Below are 20,553 nucleotides of genomic sequence, written 5' to 3'. Positions count from 1 at the left end.
GTTCTATCGGGCGACTGTCGTTGGGGACAATCCCAAGCGGTGCATCGACCGGCGCCGGGGCGGACGTCTCCGACGTGCCGGCCGCCCCGCCTGCTGCGTCAGCCCCACTGACCACACGGGGCTGAGCCGCAGCATCAGATGGGGCGGAATCAGCCCGTGTTGCGCAGACCCGCCGCAATACCGTTGATGGACAGGTGAATGCCGCGCCGCGCCCGCTCGTCCGACTCGCCAGCGCGATGTCGCCGCAACAACTCGACCTGCAAGTGATTGAGCGGATCGAGGTACGGGAAGCGATTCTTGATCGAGCGCGCGAGCATCGGATTGTCGGCGAGCCGTTCCTCATGTCCGGTGATCAGGGCGAGCGCCTGCGACGTGCTCTGCCACTCGGCCACGATACGGTCGAACACGCGCTTGCGAAGTTTCTCGTCCGGGACCAGTTCGGCGTAACGCGATGCCACGGCCAGATCGGTCTTGGCGAGCACCATGTCCATGTTCGAGAGCAGGTTCGCGAAGAACGGCCAGCGTTTGACCATCTGACGCAACGTCTCGAGACGCTTCTCGCGGCCCGCGTCGCCATCCGTCCCTTCGCCGTGCAGATATGCGCTCACCGCGCTGCCGAAGCCGTACCACCCGGTGAGGAGCAGACGACACTGGCCCCACGAGAAGCCCCAGGGAATCGCGCGCAGGTCTTCGATACGGCGGTGCTTCGGGTCCGAGAACTTGCGCGAGGCGGGGCGCGAACCGATGTTCAGCTCGGCGATTTCCGCGATCGGCGTTGCGGAGAAGAAGTAATCGGTGAAGCCCGGGGTCTCGTAGACGAGGTCGCGATAGGCAGCGAAAGCCGTGTCGGAGAGCGTCTGCATGACCTTCTCGTATGCCGCCAGACGCGGCGGCTGGTTGCGGCTCGGCAGCAACGTGGCTTCGAGCGTTGCTGCCACGATCGTCTCGAGATTGCGCCGTCCGATCTCCGGATTGGCGAACTTGCTCGCGATGATTTCGCCTTGCTCCGTGAGGCGAATCTGGCCGTTCACGGTGCCCGGCGGCTGCGACAGGATGGCCTGATAGGTCGGGCCACCGCCCCGGCCCACGGTGCCGCCCCGGCCGTGGAACAGGCGCAGACGGATGCCTTTCTCCTCGAACAGGCGTACCAGCGCGAGTTCCGCTTTGTACAGTTCCCAGTTCGACGTGAGGAAGCCACCGTCCTTGTTGCTGTCGGAGTAGCCGAGCATGACTTCCTGCTCCCCCCCTTGCTGCGTCACCACACCGGGCATGCCGGGGATGTCGAAGAACTCGCGCATGATGACCGGCGCATTGCGCAAGTCGGCAATCGTCTCGAAGAGCGGGATGACCATCGCGCCGACTTTGGGCTCGACGGCCTTCGCACTGTCGCTGCCGAGCGGGCCTTGAAAGAGGCCTGTCTCCTTTTGCAGCAGCATGACTTCGATCAGATCGCTGACGGTCTCCGTATGCGAAATGATGTAGTTGCGTACCGCACGCGGGCCGAAGCGGGCGCGAATATCGCGCGCGGCGGCGAACACGGCCAACTCGTCGCGGGTGCGTTGCGAGTAGTCGAGATAGGGCGAGAAGAGCGCACGCGGCTCGCGCAATTCGCGCAACAGCAGGGCGAGCTTTTCGTTCTCGTCGAGCTTCGCATAATTGGCTTCGACGCCCGCTTTGGCGAACAACTCGGCGATGACCGCTTCGTGGATGTCCGAACTCTGACGCAGATCGATACTCGCGAGATGGAAGCCGAACACCTCGGCGGCGCGCACGAGCGGGCCGAGCCGCTGCGAAATGAGTGCGCCGCCGTGATGCGCCATGAGCGACGCGACGACCGTGTTCAGATCCGAGATGAATTCGCTGGCGTCGAGATAGGGCCGGGCGTCGCCGACGGCGCCGCGGTGCGGCACGTGGCCTACCCATTCGCGTGCGGTGGCAGCCAGGCGGGCATACACGCCGATCAGGGCGCGTCGATAGGGTTCGTCGGTACGGTGTGGCGAGTCGTCGGGCGAGCGGCGTGCGAGGGTGAGCAACGCGTCGCTTGCGCCGGCAAGCAGTTGCGAGACGGACAGTTCCGCCCCCAGCAAGTGCACCTCTTCGAGGTAGTGGGCAAAGATCTCGGTGGCCTGACGCGTGATCGCCAGTTGCAGCGTTTGCGCCGTCACATTCGGATTACCGTCACGATCGCCGCCGATCCAGCTGCCCATTTGCAGGAAGCGGCCAAGGCCCTCGGCACGCACGCTCGGTGCGGCGTCGTGCAGCTCGGCGCTCACATCGTCATACAGCGCCGGGATTTCTGTCAGGAATGTGCTGCGGTAATACGACAGCGCATTGTCGATTTCGTCGGCCACGGTCAGTCGCGAGCTACGCAGCATGCGTGTCTGCCAAAGCGTGGTGACGTAGGCTCGCATCGATTCGGTATTGCGCGACGATTCACGCTCGGTGAGGGCGTCGTCGCGATGCGCCAGCAGGCGCGCGATTTCGCGTTCGGCGTCGAGAATACTCTTGCGCTGAACTTCGGTCGGGTGTGCGGTGAGCACCGGCACGATCAGGGCGCTGGCGAAAAACGCCTGCAACGTTGCTGGATCGGCGCGACCGGCCGCTTTCAGGCTTTGCAGGGCGGCGCTCAGACTGCCGGGCTGCGCGCGGCTGCCGGCCAGCGCGTGCACGCGGCGGCGCCGGTTGTGGTGGCGGTCCTCGGCGATATTGGCCAGATGCGAGAAGTAGCTGAACGCGCGCACCACCTGAATGGCTTGCTCGTTGGTCAGGCCGCCCAGCATCGTGTCGAGCGCGCGGGCGGCGCTGCGGTCGCCTTCGCGGTGAAAGCGCACGGCGTTCTGACGGATGGTCTCGACCAGATCGAAGGCGGCGCTGCCTTGTTGCTCGCGCAGCACATCGCCGAGCAGGCGGCCGAGAAACCGGATGTCCTCGCGCAGCGGGGCGTCCTTGTCTTCGCGCGAGCGGCGAGCTTTGGACCTGGCCGGCACATCCGCTGCCGGGGTGGATGGGACCGCGGCTGCTGCCTTTGCGGGGGAAGTCTTGCCGACCGACTTGGCGAGGCCCTCTTGCGGGGCTTTTACCTTTGCGCTGCTCTTCATGTCGCTCCTCTCGAGACCAGCCGTTCGGGCCGGTCAAGCGTGTTACCATTTTTTCTTTTGGTCTTCACGCGGTTGCTGAATGAACTTCGCTGCTCCTGAAACCCTGGTGATCGCTTCGCGCGAGAGCCGGCTCGCCATGTGGCAAGCCGAACACGTGCGTGACGCGCTGCACAAATTATATCCGCAGTGTCACGTGAGTATTCTCGGAATGACCACTCGCGGTGACCAGATTCTCGACCGATCCCTCGCGAAGGTCGGTGGCAAGGGGCTGTTCGTCAAGGAACTCGAACTTGCGCTGGCCGACGGGCGTGCCGATCTCGCCGTTCACTCGCTCAAGGACGTACCGATGCAACTCCCCGACGGCTTCACGCTGGCGGCGGTGCTCGAGCGCGAAGATCCGTGCGACGCCTTCGTGAGCAACGATTACGACAGCCTCGACGCGCTGCCCGCAGGGGCCGTGGTCGGCACATCGAGCCTGCGCCGCGAGGTGAGCCTGCGCACGCGGTATCCGCATCTGAAGGTTGCGCCGTTGCGCGGCAATCTGGATACGCGTCTGGGCAAGCTCGACCGGGGCGATTTCGCGGCGATCATTCTCGCCGCGGCCGGTCTGAAGCGATTGGGGCTTGGCGCCCGTATTCGGGCCACGATTCCGACCGAGGCCAGCTTGCCGGCGGCCGGGCAGGGGGCGCTGGGTATCGAGGTGCGTGCCGGACGTCCCGAAATCCTGCAATGGCTCGCACCGTTGCACGATGCCAACACGACGTTGGCCGTGAGCGCCGAGCGCGCCGTCTCGCGAGCCTTGGGTGGTTCGTGTCAGGTGCCGTTGGGGGCGTTCGCCGAATTCACCCCGCAGGGCGAACTGGCATTGCGTGCTTTCATCGCGTCGACGGATGGCGCCACGGTGCTTCATGCGCAGGGTGCGGCCAGGCTCGCGCAGGGCGATGTGGCGGGCGCCGAGGCGTTGGGCCAGCATGTGGCGCAGTCGTTGATCGACGCGGGCGGGCTGGCATTGGTGCCACCGCCCGAGCCGAAGGACCCTCCCGTTTGAGCCCGCGCGCGCCGGTTCCGTCGTCCGCTAACGGTCTGGTGCCGGAGACCGTCTCCGAGCGCGCCGTTGCCGGTTCGGCGAGCGCTCCCGCGCCGTGCGCCATCCTGACGCGTCCCGATGGGCAGGCGGATGCGCTTGCCAAGGCGTTGAGCGCGGCAGGTATCGACACGCTCGCATTTCCGTTGCTGGATATTGCGCCCCAGGCCGATTCCGGCGCACTGGCGGCACTCGACAGCGCATTAGGTGCGCTGTCGTCTTACGCGTTGACGGTCTTCATCTCCCCCAATGCGGTCGCGCATGCCCTGGGCCGGCTGATCCATTTGTCATCTCCCGAGGGCCGCGAGGCTGCCGACGCCAATGCCGGCGATCTCTGGCCCGCCGCGTTGCCGGTCGCGGTCGTAGGGCCGGGCAGTGCGCAGGCGCTGGCCGACGCCGGTGTCGCCGCGCCGAAGCATCGGGTGATCGTGCCGCCGGGAGGGCCTGCGGCACGATTCGACTCGGAAGCCTTGCTCGAGCAACTCGACCTGACGGCGCTTGCCGGACGCCGAGTGCTGCTCGTGCGGGGCGACGGCGGGCGCGAACTGCTGGCCGACACGTTGCGTGCGAGCGGCGCTCAGGTCGATATCGTGAGCGCTTATACGCGTCGCGCGCCGGAACCGGACACCGCCGCATGGGCCGCTCTCGAAGCCCGGCTGGCCTCGCCCGAGCGTTGCGCATGGGTGCTGACCAGCTCGGAGGCCGTAAGACATCTGGCCACCTTGCTTGCGGCGCGTTATGGTACGCGCGACGGTCTTCACACGCCGGGCACCCCACAAGTGCTGGCGCAAATTCTCGCTGCGACGTGTTTTACGTCGCATGCGCGCATCGCAGATGCCGCGCGCGCGGCGGGGTTTGATAGGATTACGCAATGCGCGCCCGGTGACGAGAACTTGCTGGCGGCACTCAAAACATGGGCGGATCCCATTCAAGTCAAGCATGACGACAGATAATCGCGTTCCAGAGTCTTCCCAGAACCCGTCCGCGCCGACCGGCCCGGCGGCGTCGAATTCCACTGCAACCAGCGGTGCTACCTACGGCACGGCGGGTGTCCCGCCTGCGTGGCAGCCGCCTGAGCCGCCACAGAAGCGTCGTGGCTCCGGGGCTGCACTGCCGTGGCTGCTCTTTGTGCTCGTGTCGGCGGGGGCCGGCATTGGCGGCTGGTCGCTCAATCAGAAGCTCGACCGCGTGCAGCAGGAAATGGCGCGTCGACAGCAGGCAGGCGACGCACAAGTCATGCAGGCGCAGGTACGCACGGCGCAGGCGCTCGACAATCAACGCGATCTGCAAAACCGGCTCACGTCGCTCGAGGGCCGCGTGTCCGATTCGCGCAGTCAGCAGGCGGCGCTCGAACAGCTTTATCAGGAACTCGCGCACAACCGCGACGAATGGGTGCTGGCCGAGACCGAGCAGATCGTTACGAGTGCGAACCAACAGTTGCAGCTCACCGGCAACGTGCGTGGCGCGCTGATTGCGCTGGAAGGCGCAGACGCGCGTCTGGCGCGCACCGGCGCGCCGCAACTCGCTGGTGTACGCGACGCCTTGAAGAAGGACATCGACCGTCTGAAGGCTGTGCCGGCCGCCGATCTGCCACAACTGACGGGCAAGCTCGATCAGGCGATTGCCATGATCGACACGTTGCCGTTGCAGGCCGAGGAGCAACGCGTTGAGCCGAAGACGGATGGAACGGGGCCGAGCGGTGCCGGTGAGACGGGCTGGACGGCCACATGGCACCGCCTGTCGGGCGAGATGTTGAACAGCCTGAAGCAACTGGTGCAAGTGCGCCGTCTGGACGACCCGGACGTGATGCTTGTGGCACCGGAGCAGGGGGCATTCCTGCGCGCCAATCTCAAGCTGCGTTTGCTCAATGCGCGTCTGGCACTGCTGGCGCGCAATGCGTCGGCCGTGCATAGCGACGTGCAGGTCGCGCAGGCTGCGCTCGACAAGTATTTCGATGCGAAGTCACGCCGCATCGCCGCCGTGAAAACGTTGCTCGATCAGGTCGACTCGGGCTCGCGCACGATCGAACTGCCGACCCTTGACGCCAGCCTGACCGCCATCGGTCAGGTCAAGGACGTCAAGGAAAAGCCGTAAGGAGCCGCGCATGCGAGGATTGATCTGGTTGACGCTCCTGTTCGCGGTGGCGGCCGGCTTTGCCGTGCTGGCCACGTTCAATCACGGACAGGTGGTGATGCTGGTGCCGCCGTACCGTGTGGACGTGTCGCTGAACCTTTTCGTGCTGGCGTTGCTGGCCTTGTTCGTTGCGCTGTACGTCATCATTCGTATCCTGCGCAACATCTACAAGATGCCGGAGCGCGTGGCCGCTTACCGTAATCGTCAACGCAGTCGCCGAGCGAACATCGCGTTGCGCGACGCGGTGGCGAACCTCTTCGCGGGGCGCTACACGCGTGCCGAGAAGGCGGCGCGCGAAGCGGCCGAACAGGACGACAACCGTGGCGTGGCGGCGATCATCGGGGCACGGGCGGCGCATCGCATGCGCGAGTTTGCGCGCCGCGATGCATGGCTGGCCGAGGCACAGGGGGCGAATCTGGAGGAGGCGCGTCTGCTGCAAACGGCTGAGTTACGCGTCGATACCCGCGATGCGGAAGGCGCGCTCGAAGCGCTTACCGAGATGCGAGCGCAAGGCGCACGCCGCATGCAGGCGCAGCTCGTGGCATTGCGCGCGCATCAGCATCTGAAGCATTGGCCCGAAGTGCTGAATCTGCTCAAGGTGCTGGAGAAGCGCGAGGCGCTGCATCCGGCGCTCGCCGCCAAGCTCAAGCAGACCGCCAGCGAAGGGATTCTGCGCGATCACCGGCACGATGCCGACGCCCTGCTCAAGTGCTGGCATGACCTGCCGGCCGATACCCGCACGTCGGCGCGCATTGCCGACGTGGCAGCGGAATTGCTGATCTCGCTCGATCGTCCGCGCGAGGCCCGCGACATTGTGGAAGCTGCGCTGGCCGAGCATTGGGACCCGCGTCTGCTGCGACGGTATGCGGAGTGTGCCGGCGGCGACGCGCTGCCGCTCATCCAAAAAGCCGAGGCATGGCAGCAGCGCCATCCGAACGATCCCGATCTGCTCTACGCGCTGGGCAAGCTGTGTCAGCATCAGCGCCTGTGGGGCAAGGCACAGACGTTCCTCGAAGGCGCGCTGCGTCACACCGACGAGCGGCATTTGCAGCAGCGCGTGCATCTGGCGTTGGCTCAACTCTTCGAAGGACTTGGCCAGATGGAACAGGCCAACCGCCACTATCGGGCCTGCGCAACCGCGTAAGTCCCGCGAAACACCGATGACCTCCGTGCGACGCGCTCGCCTGTCATCGGTGTGCGTCAAAGGCGCGCCCGAGGGCGCGCCCATTCCTCTTCTTCCCCTTACTCCCTGACGGCGTCAGTCGAGCACTGCCGATCGGTAGTTTTCGAACGCCTCGACAAGCTTGCCATGCACATGCGTGGCGAGATCGTTGAAATTTCCGCTTATACAGGTCGAATGCAGGTCGTGGAGCATCTCGATGCACTCGTCGCACGAGAAGACCAGATGGTCGAAATCCCCCTCCGTCGCGGCGATGTCGATGAGGTGTGCGAGCAAGTCGCGGGCCGCTTGCCGGGGGACCCGTTCGATGTGATCGGCGATGACCGCCACGGTGGCTTTCATGGGCGTGCCGTACAGACCTCGATCCGGGTGCACCATCGCGCGAGCGACGGCCACCTTGTCGGCGGGTGCAACGGCGTCGAGGAGTGTTTTCGTGAGTTCGCTCCATCCGTCATGGTTGCTCAGCGCGCCGGTCGAGGTAACGATCGTGTCGGCAGCCTTTCGCTGCTCCGGGGCCGGTAACAAGTGAATGAACGTCGCCAGCGTGGCGAGTCGTTCGGCGTTGACGCCGGCTGTCGAGCGTCGCAGGCCGGCGAGCAAATCGCTCCAGGCGCTGAGGCGATGTTCTGCGGGCATGTCGGCAATTGCGTGAAGCCGATGGGCGATCAGGCGATCGATGCTCGTGTGCGTCGACGCCCCGGCAAGCAGGATCGCTTCGTCGCGCGACCCGTTGTCATGCGTGAGCAGCAGGGCTCTTACGGCATCCGCGGTGCGGGATTCGAAGCGAGTGATGAGCGACACGACACGCTCGAACGCCACCGGCCACGGGTCGATGGCCTGCTCCGCCTCCAGCCGCCGGACGAGCCCTTCGAGCAGGTAGCGGGCATCCAGATATGGGCCATTTTGCAATGCCGTGTCGACGGCAAGCGACTCGAGCCTGTCCAGCCAGTCGCCGGCTTGCGCGTTGGCGTCCGAGAGGGCGAGCAGCGTCTTGCGCAGCACGTTGTCCGAGATCGAGACGCCCGATCTGCGTCCGATGCCCGACGTGGATGGCGTAGGCTCCAGTGGCGCAATCTCCGGCAAGGCCATGAGCCGGATCCGGCCCGCTGCCAGGGCGGCAGGGCTCTCATCACTGAAGGCGATGTCGAAGGGGCGTTTGTTCATCGGCGGGCGCAGCGCGGACCACGGCGACATCGGATTCGATCCCCCGGGCACTTCCGATGCGAGCAGGCCTGCCGCAGGATTCTGAAAGGCCCCCCCAAAATCGAGAAGCATGTCGGGCCATGAAAGCGGGATCACCGCTGTCGGGTCCTGCGCGACGCGCGGCGGCGCCTGAGTCGGGGGCTGCGATGCATTGAGCGGGAGTTGCACGGCCTGCCGGAAGTCGGCGAGAAGGGCGGTGCGCGATGACGTTGCGGTCGTGGTCCCCGGGTCGCTGCGGGTCGTGGCGGCCGTAGCCGCAGGGGTCGTATCCGTCGTCGTGCTAGGCGACGCGGTCGTGCTGGGAAGGGAAGACGGAAACAATACGGACTCCTGATGTGATGAACGGGAGTCCGCACTTTGCCGCGTTGCCCGACGCCGTACTTTGCGGCGCGCGTCCGGGCTTTGCATAACCGCGCATCGCGCGCGCGGGAATTGTTCTCTTGTGTTCCCTTGTTACTCGATGGCCGTGGCCTCGTTCCCCGAACTCTGACGCAACGGCAATTCCGGCAGTCGTCCGAGGGCGACGATGGCGAGCGCCGAGATCAGTGCACTGCCGGCGAAGAACGCGCCGAACGCGAGCCGCAGATGATCTTCCATTCCCGCCGGTGCGCCGCCCGGGCGCAGGAAGTCGGTGAGTTCTCGCGGTGCGCCGCTCTCTCCCGAGCCGGAGACCAGCAGGCCGACGATCAGTGCGCCGAACATGGCCACACCGATCATGCCCCCGAGGGCACGGAAGAACGCGTGCGCGGCCGTCGCAATGCCGATATCGCGTGGCGCGACAGCGTTTTGCGTGGCCACCGTCATGACCGGCATGGCCGAGCCGAAGCCGATCCCGACGCATCCGAGGCACAGCCCGATCACCACGAGGGGCAGCGACTGCACGCCCATCGCAATCGTGGCGAGCCCGAGAAATGCCACCGGCAGACCGATCTGCGGCGGACGCTTGTAGTGTCCGGTCTTGCGCATGTAATGCCCCGAACTGAGCGCGCCGACCACGATGCCCAACAGCGGCAGGATCAGCATCAGCCCCGAGCGACTGGCCGATTCGCCTCGCTGCAACTGAAGATAAAGCGGCACGTAGATCCCGATACTGATGTTGACCATCATCACCAGCACCGCCATCGTCGACGTCATCCGGAACACCGGGTTGGCCAGTAGCGCGAGCGGCAGCAACGGCTCGCGCACAGTCCGTTGATGACGCAGGAAGACGGCGCCAACGACCACTGCGGCAACGATCAGGCCGCTGATTTCCATCGAGAACCAGGCGTAGCGGTGCCCGCCCCAGGTGAGCGCCAGCAGCAGGCAGACAGTGGCGGCGATCAGCAGCACCGACCCGAGGTAATCGATGCTCGGTTTGCCTTCGCGACGCGGCAGACGTCGCAATGCCCGGTCGCTCAGGTAGATGGCGAGTATGCCGAGCGGGAGGTTGATCCAGAAGATGAGCGTCCAGTTCAGATACTGGGCGAACACACCGCCGGTGACGGGACCCGCCACACCGGAGACGGCGAACATGCCGGAGATATAGCCCTGATACCGGCCACGCTCACGCGGCGAGACGATGTCGGCGATTACCGTGTTGGACAAGGCAATCAGGCCGCCGCCGCCCAGACCCTGCACCCCGCGCGCGAGGATCAGCGCGAGCATGCTCGGCGCGAGGGCGCACAGCACCGATCCCACGAGGAAGACCGTCACGCTCACGGCGATGATGACGCGCCGCCCGAGCAGATCGGAGAGTTTGCCCACGATGGGCGTAATGGCCGTGGACGAGAGCAGGTAAGCGGTAACGACCCATGACACGGCGTCGAAGCTGCCGAGGTCCCGGGCGATGGTCGGCAGGGCCGGCGCGACGATGGTCTGGTCGAGCGAGCCGAGAAACATGATCAGCAGCAGACCGGAGAGGATCGACTTGACCTCAGCGGGCGTGAGCGAGACGCCGGCCGGCGTCGTCTGTGAGTCGTTGGCGGGCATGCGGATTCTTGGGGGGCAAAAAAACAGGCCGTCCCGGCAAGGACGGCCTCGTGCATGTTACTCCCAAGGGGGCCACCCGGCCAGCGGCCCCGTGGCGCCTTGGTCTCGATCGCCAAGACGAAGTTTCGTCAGGCGATCTGCCGGGCCGTCACTTGTTCACGAGCCGCGCGGGGACCGAGAGCGTGAGCAGTCCGCCCAGAATCATGAAGACCGTGAGCAGGAACATGCCGCTGTTGGTGCTCTGGGTGGCGTCCTTGAGAAAGCCGATCAGATACGGGCCGACAAAGCCCGCCAGATTGCCCAGCGAGTTGATCATCGCGATACCGGCGGCGGCCGCCGTGCCGCCGAGGAAGGCGGTCGGCAGACTCCAGAACAGTGGCAGCACGATCATGATGCCCATGGTGGCCAGCGTCAGCGCGAACATGGCGAGCGACGTGTTGTGGCTCCAGACCGTCGAGAGGAATAGCCCGATGGCGCCGATGAATGCCGGGATCGCAATGTGCCAGCGACGCTCCCCGCGCAGATCGGAGCGGCGCCCGACCACGACCATCGCAATCACCGCGAAGAAGTACGGAATCGCGGTGAGCAGGCCAATGTGCAACGGATCGGTCACGCCGGTGCTCTTGATGATCGTCGGCAGCCAGAAGCCCACGCCGTACAACCCGATCACGAACGAGAAGTAGATGAGGCTCATCATCCACACGCGCGGGCTGGAGAACACCTGACGCAGCGGCAGGTCTTCTTTGGTCAGCACGTCGCTGGCGATGTTGCGCTCGAGCATCGACTTCTCTTCGTCGTTGAGCCATTTGGCGTCGCGAATGCGGTCGTCGAGAATGAACAGCACGGCAAGGCCGATCACCACCGATGGAATCGCTTCGATCAGGAACATCCATTGCCAGCCGGCCAGACCGGAAACGCCGCTCATGTCCTTGAGAATCCAGCCCGACAGGGGGCCGCCGATGAGACCCGAGAGGGCCACGGCCGTCATGAACCAGGCGGTCATGCGTCCGCGCCGCGAGGCCGGGTACCAATACGTGATGTACAGGATGATGCCCGGGAAGAAGCCGGCTTCGGCCACGCCGAGCAGGAATCGCATGATGTAGAACATCGCGGGCGTGGTGACGAACATCGTCGCGCCCGAGATGATGCCCCACGAAATCATGATCCGCGCGATCCACACGCGCGCGCCCACGCGGTGAAGGATCACGTTGCTCGGCACTTCGAAGATGAAGTAACCGATGAAGAAGATGCCTGCCCCGAGACCGAATACCGTCTCGGAGAATTGCAGGTCGCCGACCATCTGCAACTTGGCGAAGCCGACGTTGACACGGTCGAGGTACGCGACCACATAGCACAGCAGCAGGAACGGAATCAGCCGCCAGCCGACCTTGCGGTAGGTGGCCGCTTCAAAGTCCGCCGATGGCGTGCTGACCATCGGCGAGGGGGGCGTCGGAACGCTGTTCATACGAATCTCCTCCGAGATTGACGTTGTGTTGTCTGTCGTTATGGTGTGAGTGCGACAACTACGGGTGCTACGACTGCAAATGCGATGGAGCGCTCAGATGCAACGTCCGCCGTCGACCTCCAGACAGACACCGGTGATGAAGGCGGCGTCGTCGCTGGCGAGATAGAGGCAGGCGTTGGCAATGTCCTGTGGCGTGGAGAAACGCCCGAGCGGAATGCCGGCGAGGAATTTGGCGCGATTCTCGGGGGTGTTGGGCACGCCCATGAATTCGGCCGTCAGGCCCGTGTCGCCAATGACCGGATTCACGCAGTTCACGCGGATGTTGTGCGGACCGAATTCGGCGGCCATCGCCTTGCTGGCGGTGATGACTGCGCCCTTGCTGCCGTTGTACCAGACCAGCCCGGGACGCGGGCGCACCCCCGCCGTCGACGCGATATTGATCATCGCGCCGCCGCCGTGTTGCAGGAAATAGGGAATGACTGCGCGCGCACTCCAGAAGATGCTTTTGACGTTCACGGCGTACACGCGGTCGAACTCGGCCTCCGTGACTTCGAGCAGCGGCTTGTTGCGATGCGTGGTGCCTGCGTTGTTGACCACGATGTCGAGATGGCCGAAGCGCGTGACGGCTTCGTCGAGCAGGGTGACGTGATCGTCTTCGCGGGATACGTCGCCGTACACGAACGCGGCGCGACCGCCGGCTTCGGCGATTTCACCGGCAACGCGCTCGCCGGCTTCCCGATGCAGATCATTGACGATGACCGCCGCGCCCTCGCGTGCAAACGTCTTGGCGATGCCCTCGCCGAAGCCGGAACCGGCGCCGGTCACGATGGCCACTTTCTCTTGCAAACGCATGCCTTGTCTCCTGAGTTGCCGTGTTGTGACGAAGCGCGCGGTCGATGAAGGGGCCGCGCTTCGCTGCGATCTGAATCAGGTCGGGTGCTGCGGGAAGCCGTGAAGCAATCGTTATTGATCGTTGTCAGTCTGGCGAGCGGTATTACCCGTGACGGATGGCGACCGTCTTGAGCGTGGTGAAGCCATAAAGCGCTTCGAAACCTTTTTCGCGCCCGTGACCGGAGTGCCGCATGCCGCCAAATGGCAACTCCACGCCACCGCCGGCACCGTAGTTGTTGATGAAGATCTGTCCTGCCCGAATGGCGCGCGCGAGTCGCATCTGACGCCCGCCGTCGCGTGTCCAGACCCCTGCCGCGAGTCCGTAGAGCGTGCCGTTGGCCAGCCGCACGGCGTCGGCCTCGTCGGTGAACGGCATGGCGGCGAGCACTGGGCCAAACACCTCCTCGCGGGCGAGACGATGGGTGGCGGGCACATCGCGCAGCAGGGTGGGGGCCTGATAGAACCCGGCCTGCGGCGCACTGCCCACGACTTCGCCTTGCGACATGACGGCAATGCCGTCGTGTTGCGCTTCGGACAGAAAGTCCCACACGCGTTGCTGTTGACGGGCGTTGATCAGCGGGCCGAGATCGAGGTCGTCGTGCGACGGCCCCACGCGCAAGTGCGCGAATGCCTCGGCCAGATGCGCGAGCACGGTTTCGTAGGCATCGCGCTCGACCAGCAGACGGCTGCCGGCCGAGCATGTCTGCCCGGCGTTTTGCACGATGGCGTTGACGACCACAGGCAACACGGCCTCCATGTCGGCATCGGCAAAGATGATCTGGGGCGACTTGCCACCGAGTTCCAGCGTGACCGGCGTATGGTTTTCGGCCGCCATTTGCGAGATCAACGTGCCCGTTGCGGGCGAGCCGGTGAACGAAATATGGTCGATGCCGGGATGCCGTGCGAGGGCCGCACCGGCTTGCGCGCCATACCCCGTCACGATATTGAGTGCGCCGGGAGGCAGCCCGGCGTCGAGCGACAACTCGGCCACGCGCAGCAGCGACAGGCAGGCGTCCTCCGCCGGTTTGACAACGCACGCATTGCCGGTCGCGAGCGCGGCGGCCACGCTGCGCCCGAAGATCTGCAACGGATAGTTCCAGGGAATGATGTGGCCGGTCACGCCATGCGGCTCGCGCACCGTGAACACGGTGAAGCCCTGCTGGTAGGGGATCGTCTCGCCGTGCAGCTTGTCGGCGGCGCCTGCATAGAACTCGAAGTAGCGCACGATCGCGGCGGCGTCGGCGCGCGCTTGTTTGAGCGGCTTGCCGGTGTCGCGGGCTTCGAGTTGCGCGAGTTCTTCGTGATGCCTTGCCAGGGTATTCGCCAGCGCGTACAGCATGCGGCCACGCTCGGCGGCGGCAGTGCGTCCCCAGTCGCCCTCGAAGGCGGCTCGCGCGGCTTTGACGGCGCGGTCGATGTCCTCGGCGTCGCCCCGGGCGATTTCCGCAAAGGGCTGTCCGTCGGACGGATCGATAACAGGAATGACGGCGGTGGCAGGCGTGGCAGAAATGCCGGGCCGCCTGGCGGATGCGACCCATTGATTGCCGATGAAGTGTGTAGCTTCGGGCATGTCGACGTCACCTCGTGTGGGGGTGACGCTCATTATCACTTAACTCATGAGGCGGTTGACCGCCGGAAAGGCGGCATCCGCATAAACACCTAAAATGAGTGCATTGCAATTAAAGATATTTTATTGCAATTTTTTCTCGCCTATCCTTGATCACATCGAATCGCCAGACGTGCGTCTGGTGCGGCATCCCCCTCGCTGCGCACCGTCTCAGACACCGTGGCGACGCCGTTGAACCGATGCATTCACGCAATCCAGGAGTTGGCAGGAAATGAACGATGCAGTGACGCGCGAGACGCTGATCCAACACTTGCAAGAGGTGCTCGGCGTGGACGCCGTGCTCAGCGACGCGTCCGATACCTCGGGCTATACGGAAGACTGGCGCGGTCGCTATCGTGGCGAGGCGCTGTGTGTCGTGCTGCCGTCCTCGACCGCGCAGGTCAGCGACGTGGTCAGGCTGTGCGCGGCGGCGGGGGTGTCGGTGCTCCCGCAAGGCGGTAACACCAGCCTGTGCGGCGGTGCGGTGCCGCCGACCGGCGGTCCGGCGCCTGTCGTTCTGAATCTGGCGCGCATGCGCCACATCCGTCAGGTCGATGCGGCAAACGGCTCGATGATCGTCGAAGCCGGGTGCGTTCTGAAAACCGTGCAGGATGCGGCGGCCGACGTCGGCCGCCTGTATCCGGTGAGTCTCGGCGCGGAAGGGTCGTGCCAGATTGGCGGCACGCTCTCGACCAATGCCGGCGGCACCAGCGTGTTGCGCTACGGCAATACGCGCGAGAACGTGCTGGGCCTTGAAGTCGTGCTGGCCGACGGCACCGTATGGGATGGCCTGCGCGCGCTGCGCAAGGACAACACGGGCATCGACCTCAAACATCTCTTCATCGGGGCGGAAGGCACGCTGGGCATCATCACGGCGGCGGCGCTCAAGCTGCATCCGTTGCCCACCGCGCATGCGCTCGCGTGGTTTGCGCCGCGCGATCCGGCGGCTGCCGGCCAGATTCTCGGCATGTTCCAGAACGCCTGCGGCTCACGTCTGTCGGCCTTCGAAATCATGAATCGTTACCAGCTCGACACGGTGCTGGCCAACGTGCCGAATCGCCGGAATCCGCTCACCGGAGCGCATGACTGGCATGTGCTGGTGGAGTTGGCCGACACGCGCGATGCCGAAGGGCTCGAAGCGGTGCTCACGCAAACGCTGGGCGAAGCCATCGAACAAGGACTGGTTGCAGACGCCGTCATCGCGGCAAACGAAACGCAGCGCGCCGATCTCTGGGAAGGGCGCCACAGCGTGAGCGAAGCGAACAAGAAGGCCGCGATCGGCCTCACGACCGATTGCGCCGTGCCGGTGTCCAGCGTGCCCGAGTTCATCGCTGCGGCTACGCGTGCCGTGCATGCCGTCGTGCCGGGCCTCGACATTGCCATCGTCGGCCATATGGGTGACGGCAACGTGCACTTCATCCCGATGTTCTCGTTTGCCGCATGGGCGGCGCTGCCCGACAGTGCGTCGATGGGCGACACGATGCGTGCCTGCGTGAACGACGTTGCCGCACGTCTGGCCGGCACGTTCAGCGCCGAGCATGGGGTGGGGCAGACGGGATTGCCGCTCATGCAGCGCTACAAGTCGCCGGCCGAACTCGCGCTCATGCGCACCGTGAAGGCCGCGCTCGACCCGAACCAATTGCTCAATCCGGGACGCCTCGTTCCCTGAGTCATTTCAGTGTTGCTGTTTGTTTTGCCATAACTGCGCGCGCGGCGGCTGTGCCGAAGCTGCGCTCCGTCGCCGCGCCCACCCTCCCAGTCAAGACCGGAGACCATGATGAAACGCAAGACCTCCGCAAGCCCGCTCGACATCAACGACAACCACGCAGCGTCGCTCGCGCAACCGGGCCGTCGCACGGCCATGAAGACCGCACTCGTCGGTGCGGCCGCCGTGGCATTCCCGTTCGTGTGGACGCCCTCGCGCGCGGCCACCAAACGCATCGTTGTGCGCGACGACGGCGGTATTTACACCAAGGCGTATGACGCCGTGTACTACAAGCCATTCGCCAAGGCGACGGGCATCGAAGTCGTCGGCGTGCAGGCCAACGCAGAGCCGACCGCGCAGATCAAGAGCATGGTCGAGGCGGGCAGCTATACGTGGGACATGGCCAAGATCAGCCAGCCAGCGATTCTGCTGCTGACCTCGGGCGGCAAGGAGTATCTGGAGCGCCACGGCCTGGAGTCGGACCCGACCATCGCCAAGATCCCGAAGCAGTACATGTCGCCGTTCGGCGTGGGCACCAACGTCTACTCGACCGTGCTCGCCTATCGCACCGACGCTTTCAAGGGCCGCAAGGCCCCGACGTCGTGGGCCGATCTGTGGAACGTGAAGGACTTCCCGGGCCGCCGTTCGATCCGCAAGTATCCGTTCGACACCATCGAAGAAGCGCTGATGGCCGATGGCGTGGCACCGGGGTCGGTGTACCCGTGCGACTTCGACCGCGCATTCAAGAGTCTGGACAAGATCGCCAAGCAAGTGGCGGTGTGGTGGACCACCGGCGCACAGGTCGAACAAATGCTCGGCTCGGGCGAAGTGGACATGGTCGCGACGTGGGCCTCGCGTGCGCAGTCGGCACAGGCCAACGGCGTGCCGGTCGAGATCGTGTGGAACCAGAACATCTGGGGTTGCGACAACTGGTCGATCCTCAAGGGCACCCCGAACGCGGCGGCATGCCGCGAGTTCATCAAGTTTGCGAGCGATCCGAAGCGCCAGGCCGAACTGGTCAAGTATTTCCCGGCCGGCATGACACAACCCGAAGCGTTCAACTATGTGAAGCCCGACGTGGCGAAGCATTGCCCGACGTTCCCCGAGAACATCAAGAGCGGCGTGCAGATCAATGCCCAGTTCTGGCAGCAGAACCAGAGCGTGGCGCTCGAACGCTTCAACCGCTGGATCCTGACCTGATCCTCACCTGCCGTTTTGTTTCACGTTTTTTGGGGTGCTGATCTCATGACCGTTGCCAATCTCCAAGTCTCGGGCCTGTCCAAGCGTTACGGCGATTTCGTCGCGCTTGCACCGACCGACCTCGATGTCGCCCAGGGCGAATTCCTGACCTTGCTGGGCCCGAGCGGCTCGGGCAAGACCACGTTGCTCTCGCTCATCGCCGGTCTGTCGCAGCCCGATGCGGGCGCTATCCGCATCAACGGGACCGATGTCACCTACGGCGCGCCCTACGAGCGCGACATCGGTATGGTGTTCCAGAACTACGCGCTGTTTCCGCACATGACCGTGGCGGAGAACATTGCATTCCCGTTGCAGATGCGCCGCACCGACGCGCAGACGGCTCGCAAGATGGTCATGAACGCGCTGGAAATGGTGCATCTGCCGCATGTGGCAGAGCGCTATCCGCGCGAGCTTTCGGGCGGTCAGCAGCAGCGCATTGCACTGGCGCGCTGCATGGTCTACCGGCCGTCGATCATTCTGATGGACGAGCCGCTGGGCGCGCTCGACAAGAAGCTGCGCGATCACATGCAGCTCGAGATCAAGCGCATTCACCGCGAGCTTGGCACCACCATCGTGTACGTGACGCACGATCAGGAAGAGGCGATGACGATGTCCGATCGCATCTGCCTGATGAACGCTGGTGAAATCGCGCAACTAGGCACGCCCGACGACCTGTATTTCCGTCCGAAGAGCGTGTTCGTTGCCGACTTCCTCGGCGAGTCCAACCTGCTCGATGCCACCGTGCTAGAGCGCGCGGGCGATCAGGTGCGCGTGGCGATGCCGGGCGTGCAGGGATCGAACGGCGCCGGTGCGATGGTCTACGACCCGCAGGTCGAGCAGGGTCGTCCGGTCAAGTTGATGCTGCGTCCGCAGAATCTGCATGTCCACGACGGCCAGAGTCGGGGCGACGGTGTGTCGACGATCTCGGCGAAGCTCACCGACATCATGGTTACAGGGGGCATGACGAAGCTGTATCTGCAATCGGATGTCACCGGCGGCAACGCGGGCGAGCCGGGCAAGTCGCTCGTGGCGGCATTCCCGACGCATCGTCAGGGCAACCGTTTCGAGATCGGGCAGACGCTGGGTCTCGCGTGGCATGCCGACGACGCCGTTGCGATCGCGGGGTAAGCGATGAGTGCATCCGCCGTGGTTCGTCCTTCGTCGTCCAGTCCCGTCCAGCCGGCGCCGCGCCGCTCGCGTTGGCGCGCACGCCTGCGCCCGATGCTCATGGCGGCGCCGATCGTCATTTTGCTGACGGTCATGCTGATCTATCCGGTCGGCCAGTTGCTCTTGCTGAGCATTCGTGGCGAGAGCGGCTTCACGCTCGCCGAATATCAGCGTCTGTTCGCCTCGTCGGTGTATGTCGAGGTATTGCTCATCACGCTCAAGGTCTCGCTCTACACGACCTTCTTCGCGGTGCTCACGGGCTATCCGATTGCCTACCGGCTCTCGACGCTTACCGGCGCGCGCAAGCAGCGGCTGCTCTTCTGGCTGCTGGTCTCGTTCTGGACCAGCTTCCTGGTGCGCACGTTCGCGTGGGTAGTGCTGCTCGGTCGTAACGGTGTCGTCAACCGCACGTTGCTCGATCTGGGTCTGATCGACGCGCCGCTCTCGCTGCTGTACAGCTTCCCCGCCGTGATTCTCGGCATGGTGCATGCGCTCATGCCGCTGGCGGTGCTGACGATGCTCTCCGTCATGGAGAACATCGATCGCCGTCTGCCGAGTGCGGCATCGACACTGGGGGCGCGTCCCGGCACGGTGTTCTGGCGCGTGTATTTCCCGCTCTCGCTGCCGGGGGTGGCGGCCGGTGCGCTGATGGTGTTCGTCACGTCGATCGGCTTCTTCATCACGCCGACGCTGCTGGGCGGACGTCATGAAACCATGATCACGCAGCTCATCATCGATCAGGTGATGCAGGCGTTGAACTGGGGCTTTGCCGGGGCGATTTCGGTGTTGCTGCTGGCCGTGGTGCTCGTGGTGTTTCTGGTCTACGACCGCATGGTCGGGCTGTCGACGATGGCTGGCGGCGCCGGCGATGTCAAAGCGGGCAAGCGTCGCGGCGGTTGGAGTCGCACGCTGGGCGAGAAGGTGCTCGGCGCGTTGGGCAGCGCCACGGATGTGCTGCTGCGCGCGATGCCGCGTTACAAGGGCGAGCAGGGTGACGGATTCGTGCTGCGCGCGATTGTCTTTTTGCTGGTGGTGTTTCTCGCCGCGCCGGCGCTGCTGATGATTCCGGTGTCGTTCGATTCGGCCTCGGCACTGGCATGGCCGCCGAAGGGCTTCTCGCTGCAGTGGTATCAGCAGGTGTGGGATTCGCCGCTGTGGATGCAGGCGATCACGCGCTCGATGCTGGTGGGTATCGGTGCGGGGCTGCTGTCGATGCTGATCGGCACGCCTGCGGCGTTCCTGCTGGTGCGCGGCGGCATGCGCGGCAAGTCGGCGATGCTCGCCTTCGTGCTCGCGCCGATCGTGGTGCCGCGCATGATTCTGGCCGTCGGCGTGTTCTATTTCTTCGCCAAGATCGGTCTGGTGGGCTCGAACGTGGGGCTGACCATTGCGCATACGGTGGTGGCCGTGCCGTATGTCGTCATCACGATGATGGCGGTGCTGCGCAACTACGACACGCGTCTCGATCTGGCGGCTTATAGCCTGGGCGCCCGTCCGTGGGCCACGCTGCGCCGCGTGACGTTCCCGATTCTCGGTGCGGGCCTGTTGTCGTCGTTCCTGTTCGCGTTCGCCACGTCGTTCGACGAACTCACGATTGCGCTGTTCACGTCGGGCGGTCTCTCGACCACGTTGCCCAAGCAATTCTGGGACGAGTTGACGATGCAGATCTCACCGGTGATTGCGGCGGTCTCCACGTGCCTGTTCCTTTTCATCGCCGCACTGATCTGGGTGGCCGAGCGTTTGCGCCGGCGCAGCCTCGCGACCTGATGCGGTATTCGACTTCTCCGAACTTACGATTCACGGACGTTTAACTC

General features: G+C 64.9%; 14 protein-coding genes. 8 read left to right on the top strand and 6 right to left on the bottom strand.

Annotation, left to right across the window (positions count from 1 at the left end; genetic code table 11):
• Positions 1-149: 149 nt before the first annotated feature.
• Entirely contained in the window at positions 150-3,098 is a 2,949-nt protein-coding gene (gene ppc, locus PI93_RS21665) for a phosphoenolpyruvate carboxylase (RefSeq protein ID WP_052240891.1), read from the bottom strand.
• A gap of 79 nt (positions 3,099-3,177) precedes the next feature.
• Here ppc and hemC point away from each other — a divergent pair, with 79 nt between their 5' ends.
• The 4 genes from hemC to PI93_RS21645 are packed head-to-tail and all read left to right on the top strand — an operon-like array spanning position 3,178 to position 7,459.
• Entirely contained in the window at positions 3,178-4,146 is a 969-nt protein-coding gene (gene hemC, locus PI93_RS21660; protein ID WP_039373468.1) for a hydroxymethylbilane synthase, read from the top strand.
• Positions 4,143-5,135 (top strand): uroporphyrinogen-III synthase, encoded by a 993-nt coding sequence (locus tag PI93_RS21655; protein WP_052240892.1) that lies wholly within the window; start codon positions 4,143-4,145, stop codon positions 5,133-5,135. Before hemC ends, PI93_RS21655 begins: the two co-directional genes overlap by 4 nt.
• Complete coding sequence (locus tag PI93_RS21650) at positions 5,122-6,276, top strand: uroporphyrinogen-III C-methyltransferase (RefSeq protein ID WP_158453287.1); 1,155 nt, start codon at positions 5,122-5,124, stop codon at positions 6,274-6,276. Before PI93_RS21655 ends, PI93_RS21650 begins: the two co-directional genes overlap by 14 nt.
• A gap of 10 nt (positions 6,277-6,286) precedes the next feature.
• Positions 6,287-7,459 (top strand): heme biosynthesis protein HemY, encoded by a 1,173-nt coding sequence (locus PI93_RS21645; RefSeq protein WP_039373473.1) that lies wholly within the window; start codon positions 6,287-6,289, stop codon positions 7,457-7,459.
• A gap of 114 nt (positions 7,460-7,573) precedes the next feature.
• Here PI93_RS21645 and PI93_RS21640 read toward each other — a convergent pair whose 3' ends face one another.
• The 5 genes from PI93_RS21640 to PI93_RS21620 all read right to left on the bottom strand — a co-directional run bounded on the left by PI93_RS21640 (position 7,574) and on the right by PI93_RS21620 (position 14,592).
• Complete coding sequence (locus PI93_RS21640) at positions 7,574-9,019, bottom strand: hypothetical protein (protein ID WP_039373475.1); 1,446 nt, start codon at positions 9,017-9,019, stop codon at positions 7,574-7,576.
• 132 nt (positions 9,020-9,151) lie between these two features.
• Complete coding sequence (locus PI93_RS21635) at positions 9,152-10,666, bottom strand: MDR family MFS transporter (protein ID WP_039373477.1); 1,515 nt, start codon at positions 10,664-10,666, stop codon at positions 9,152-9,154.
• Between the two features lie 148 nt (positions 10,667-10,814).
• Positions 10,815-12,131, bottom strand: a complete 1,317-nt coding sequence (locus PI93_RS21630) for an MFS transporter (protein ID WP_039373478.1) — start codon at positions 12,129-12,131, stop codon at positions 10,815-10,817.
• A gap of 93 nt (positions 12,132-12,224) precedes the next feature.
• Positions 12,225-12,983 carry an SDR family oxidoreductase gene (locus PI93_RS21625; protein WP_039373480.1) on the bottom strand — a complete coding sequence of 253 codons (759 nt, stop codon included), beginning with the start codon at positions 12,981-12,983 and terminating at the stop codon, positions 12,225-12,227.
• Positions 12,984-13,125: 142 nt separating this feature from the next.
• Positions 13,126-14,592: an aldehyde dehydrogenase family protein gene (locus tag PI93_RS21620; RefSeq protein WP_039373546.1), complete on the bottom strand. Its 1,467-nt coding sequence runs from the start codon at positions 14,590-14,592 to the stop codon at positions 13,126-13,128.
• Positions 14,593-14,860: 268 nt separating this feature from the next.
• On the opposite strand from PI93_RS21620, the gene PI93_RS21615 reads away from it, so the two are divergent.
• The 4 genes from PI93_RS21615 (at position 14,861) to PI93_RS21600 (ending at position 20,506) form a co-directional block, all read left to right on the top strand.
• Positions 14,861-16,297: an FAD-binding oxidoreductase gene (locus PI93_RS21615; protein WP_039373482.1), complete on the top strand. Its 1,437-nt coding sequence runs from the start codon at positions 14,861-14,863 to the stop codon at positions 16,295-16,297.
• 108 nt (positions 16,298-16,405) lie between these two features.
• Positions 16,406-17,533 carry an ABC transporter substrate-binding protein gene (locus PI93_RS21610; RefSeq protein WP_039373484.1) on the top strand — a complete coding sequence of 376 codons (1,128 nt, stop codon included), beginning with the start codon at positions 16,406-16,408 and terminating at the stop codon, positions 17,531-17,533.
• Positions 17,534-17,578: 45 nt separating this feature from the next.
• Complete coding sequence (locus PI93_RS21605) at positions 17,579-18,700, top strand: ABC transporter ATP-binding protein (RefSeq protein ID WP_039373485.1); 1,122 nt, start codon at positions 17,579-17,581, stop codon at positions 18,698-18,700.
• A 99-nt stretch (positions 18,701-18,799) separates the two neighbouring features.
• Positions 18,800-20,506 (top strand): ABC transporter permease subunit, encoded by a 1,707-nt coding sequence (locus PI93_RS21600; protein WP_144400427.1) that lies wholly within the window; start codon positions 18,800-18,802, stop codon positions 20,504-20,506.
• Positions 20,507-20,553 lie beyond the last annotated feature (47 nt).

Origin of the sequence: Pandoraea fibrosis, from assembly GCF_000807775.2 — a bacterium.
Classification (GTDB): Bacteria; Pseudomonadota; Gammaproteobacteria; order Burkholderiales; family Burkholderiaceae; genus Pandoraea; species Pandoraea fibrosis.
This window is presented reverse-complemented; position numbering and strand designations above follow the sequence as displayed.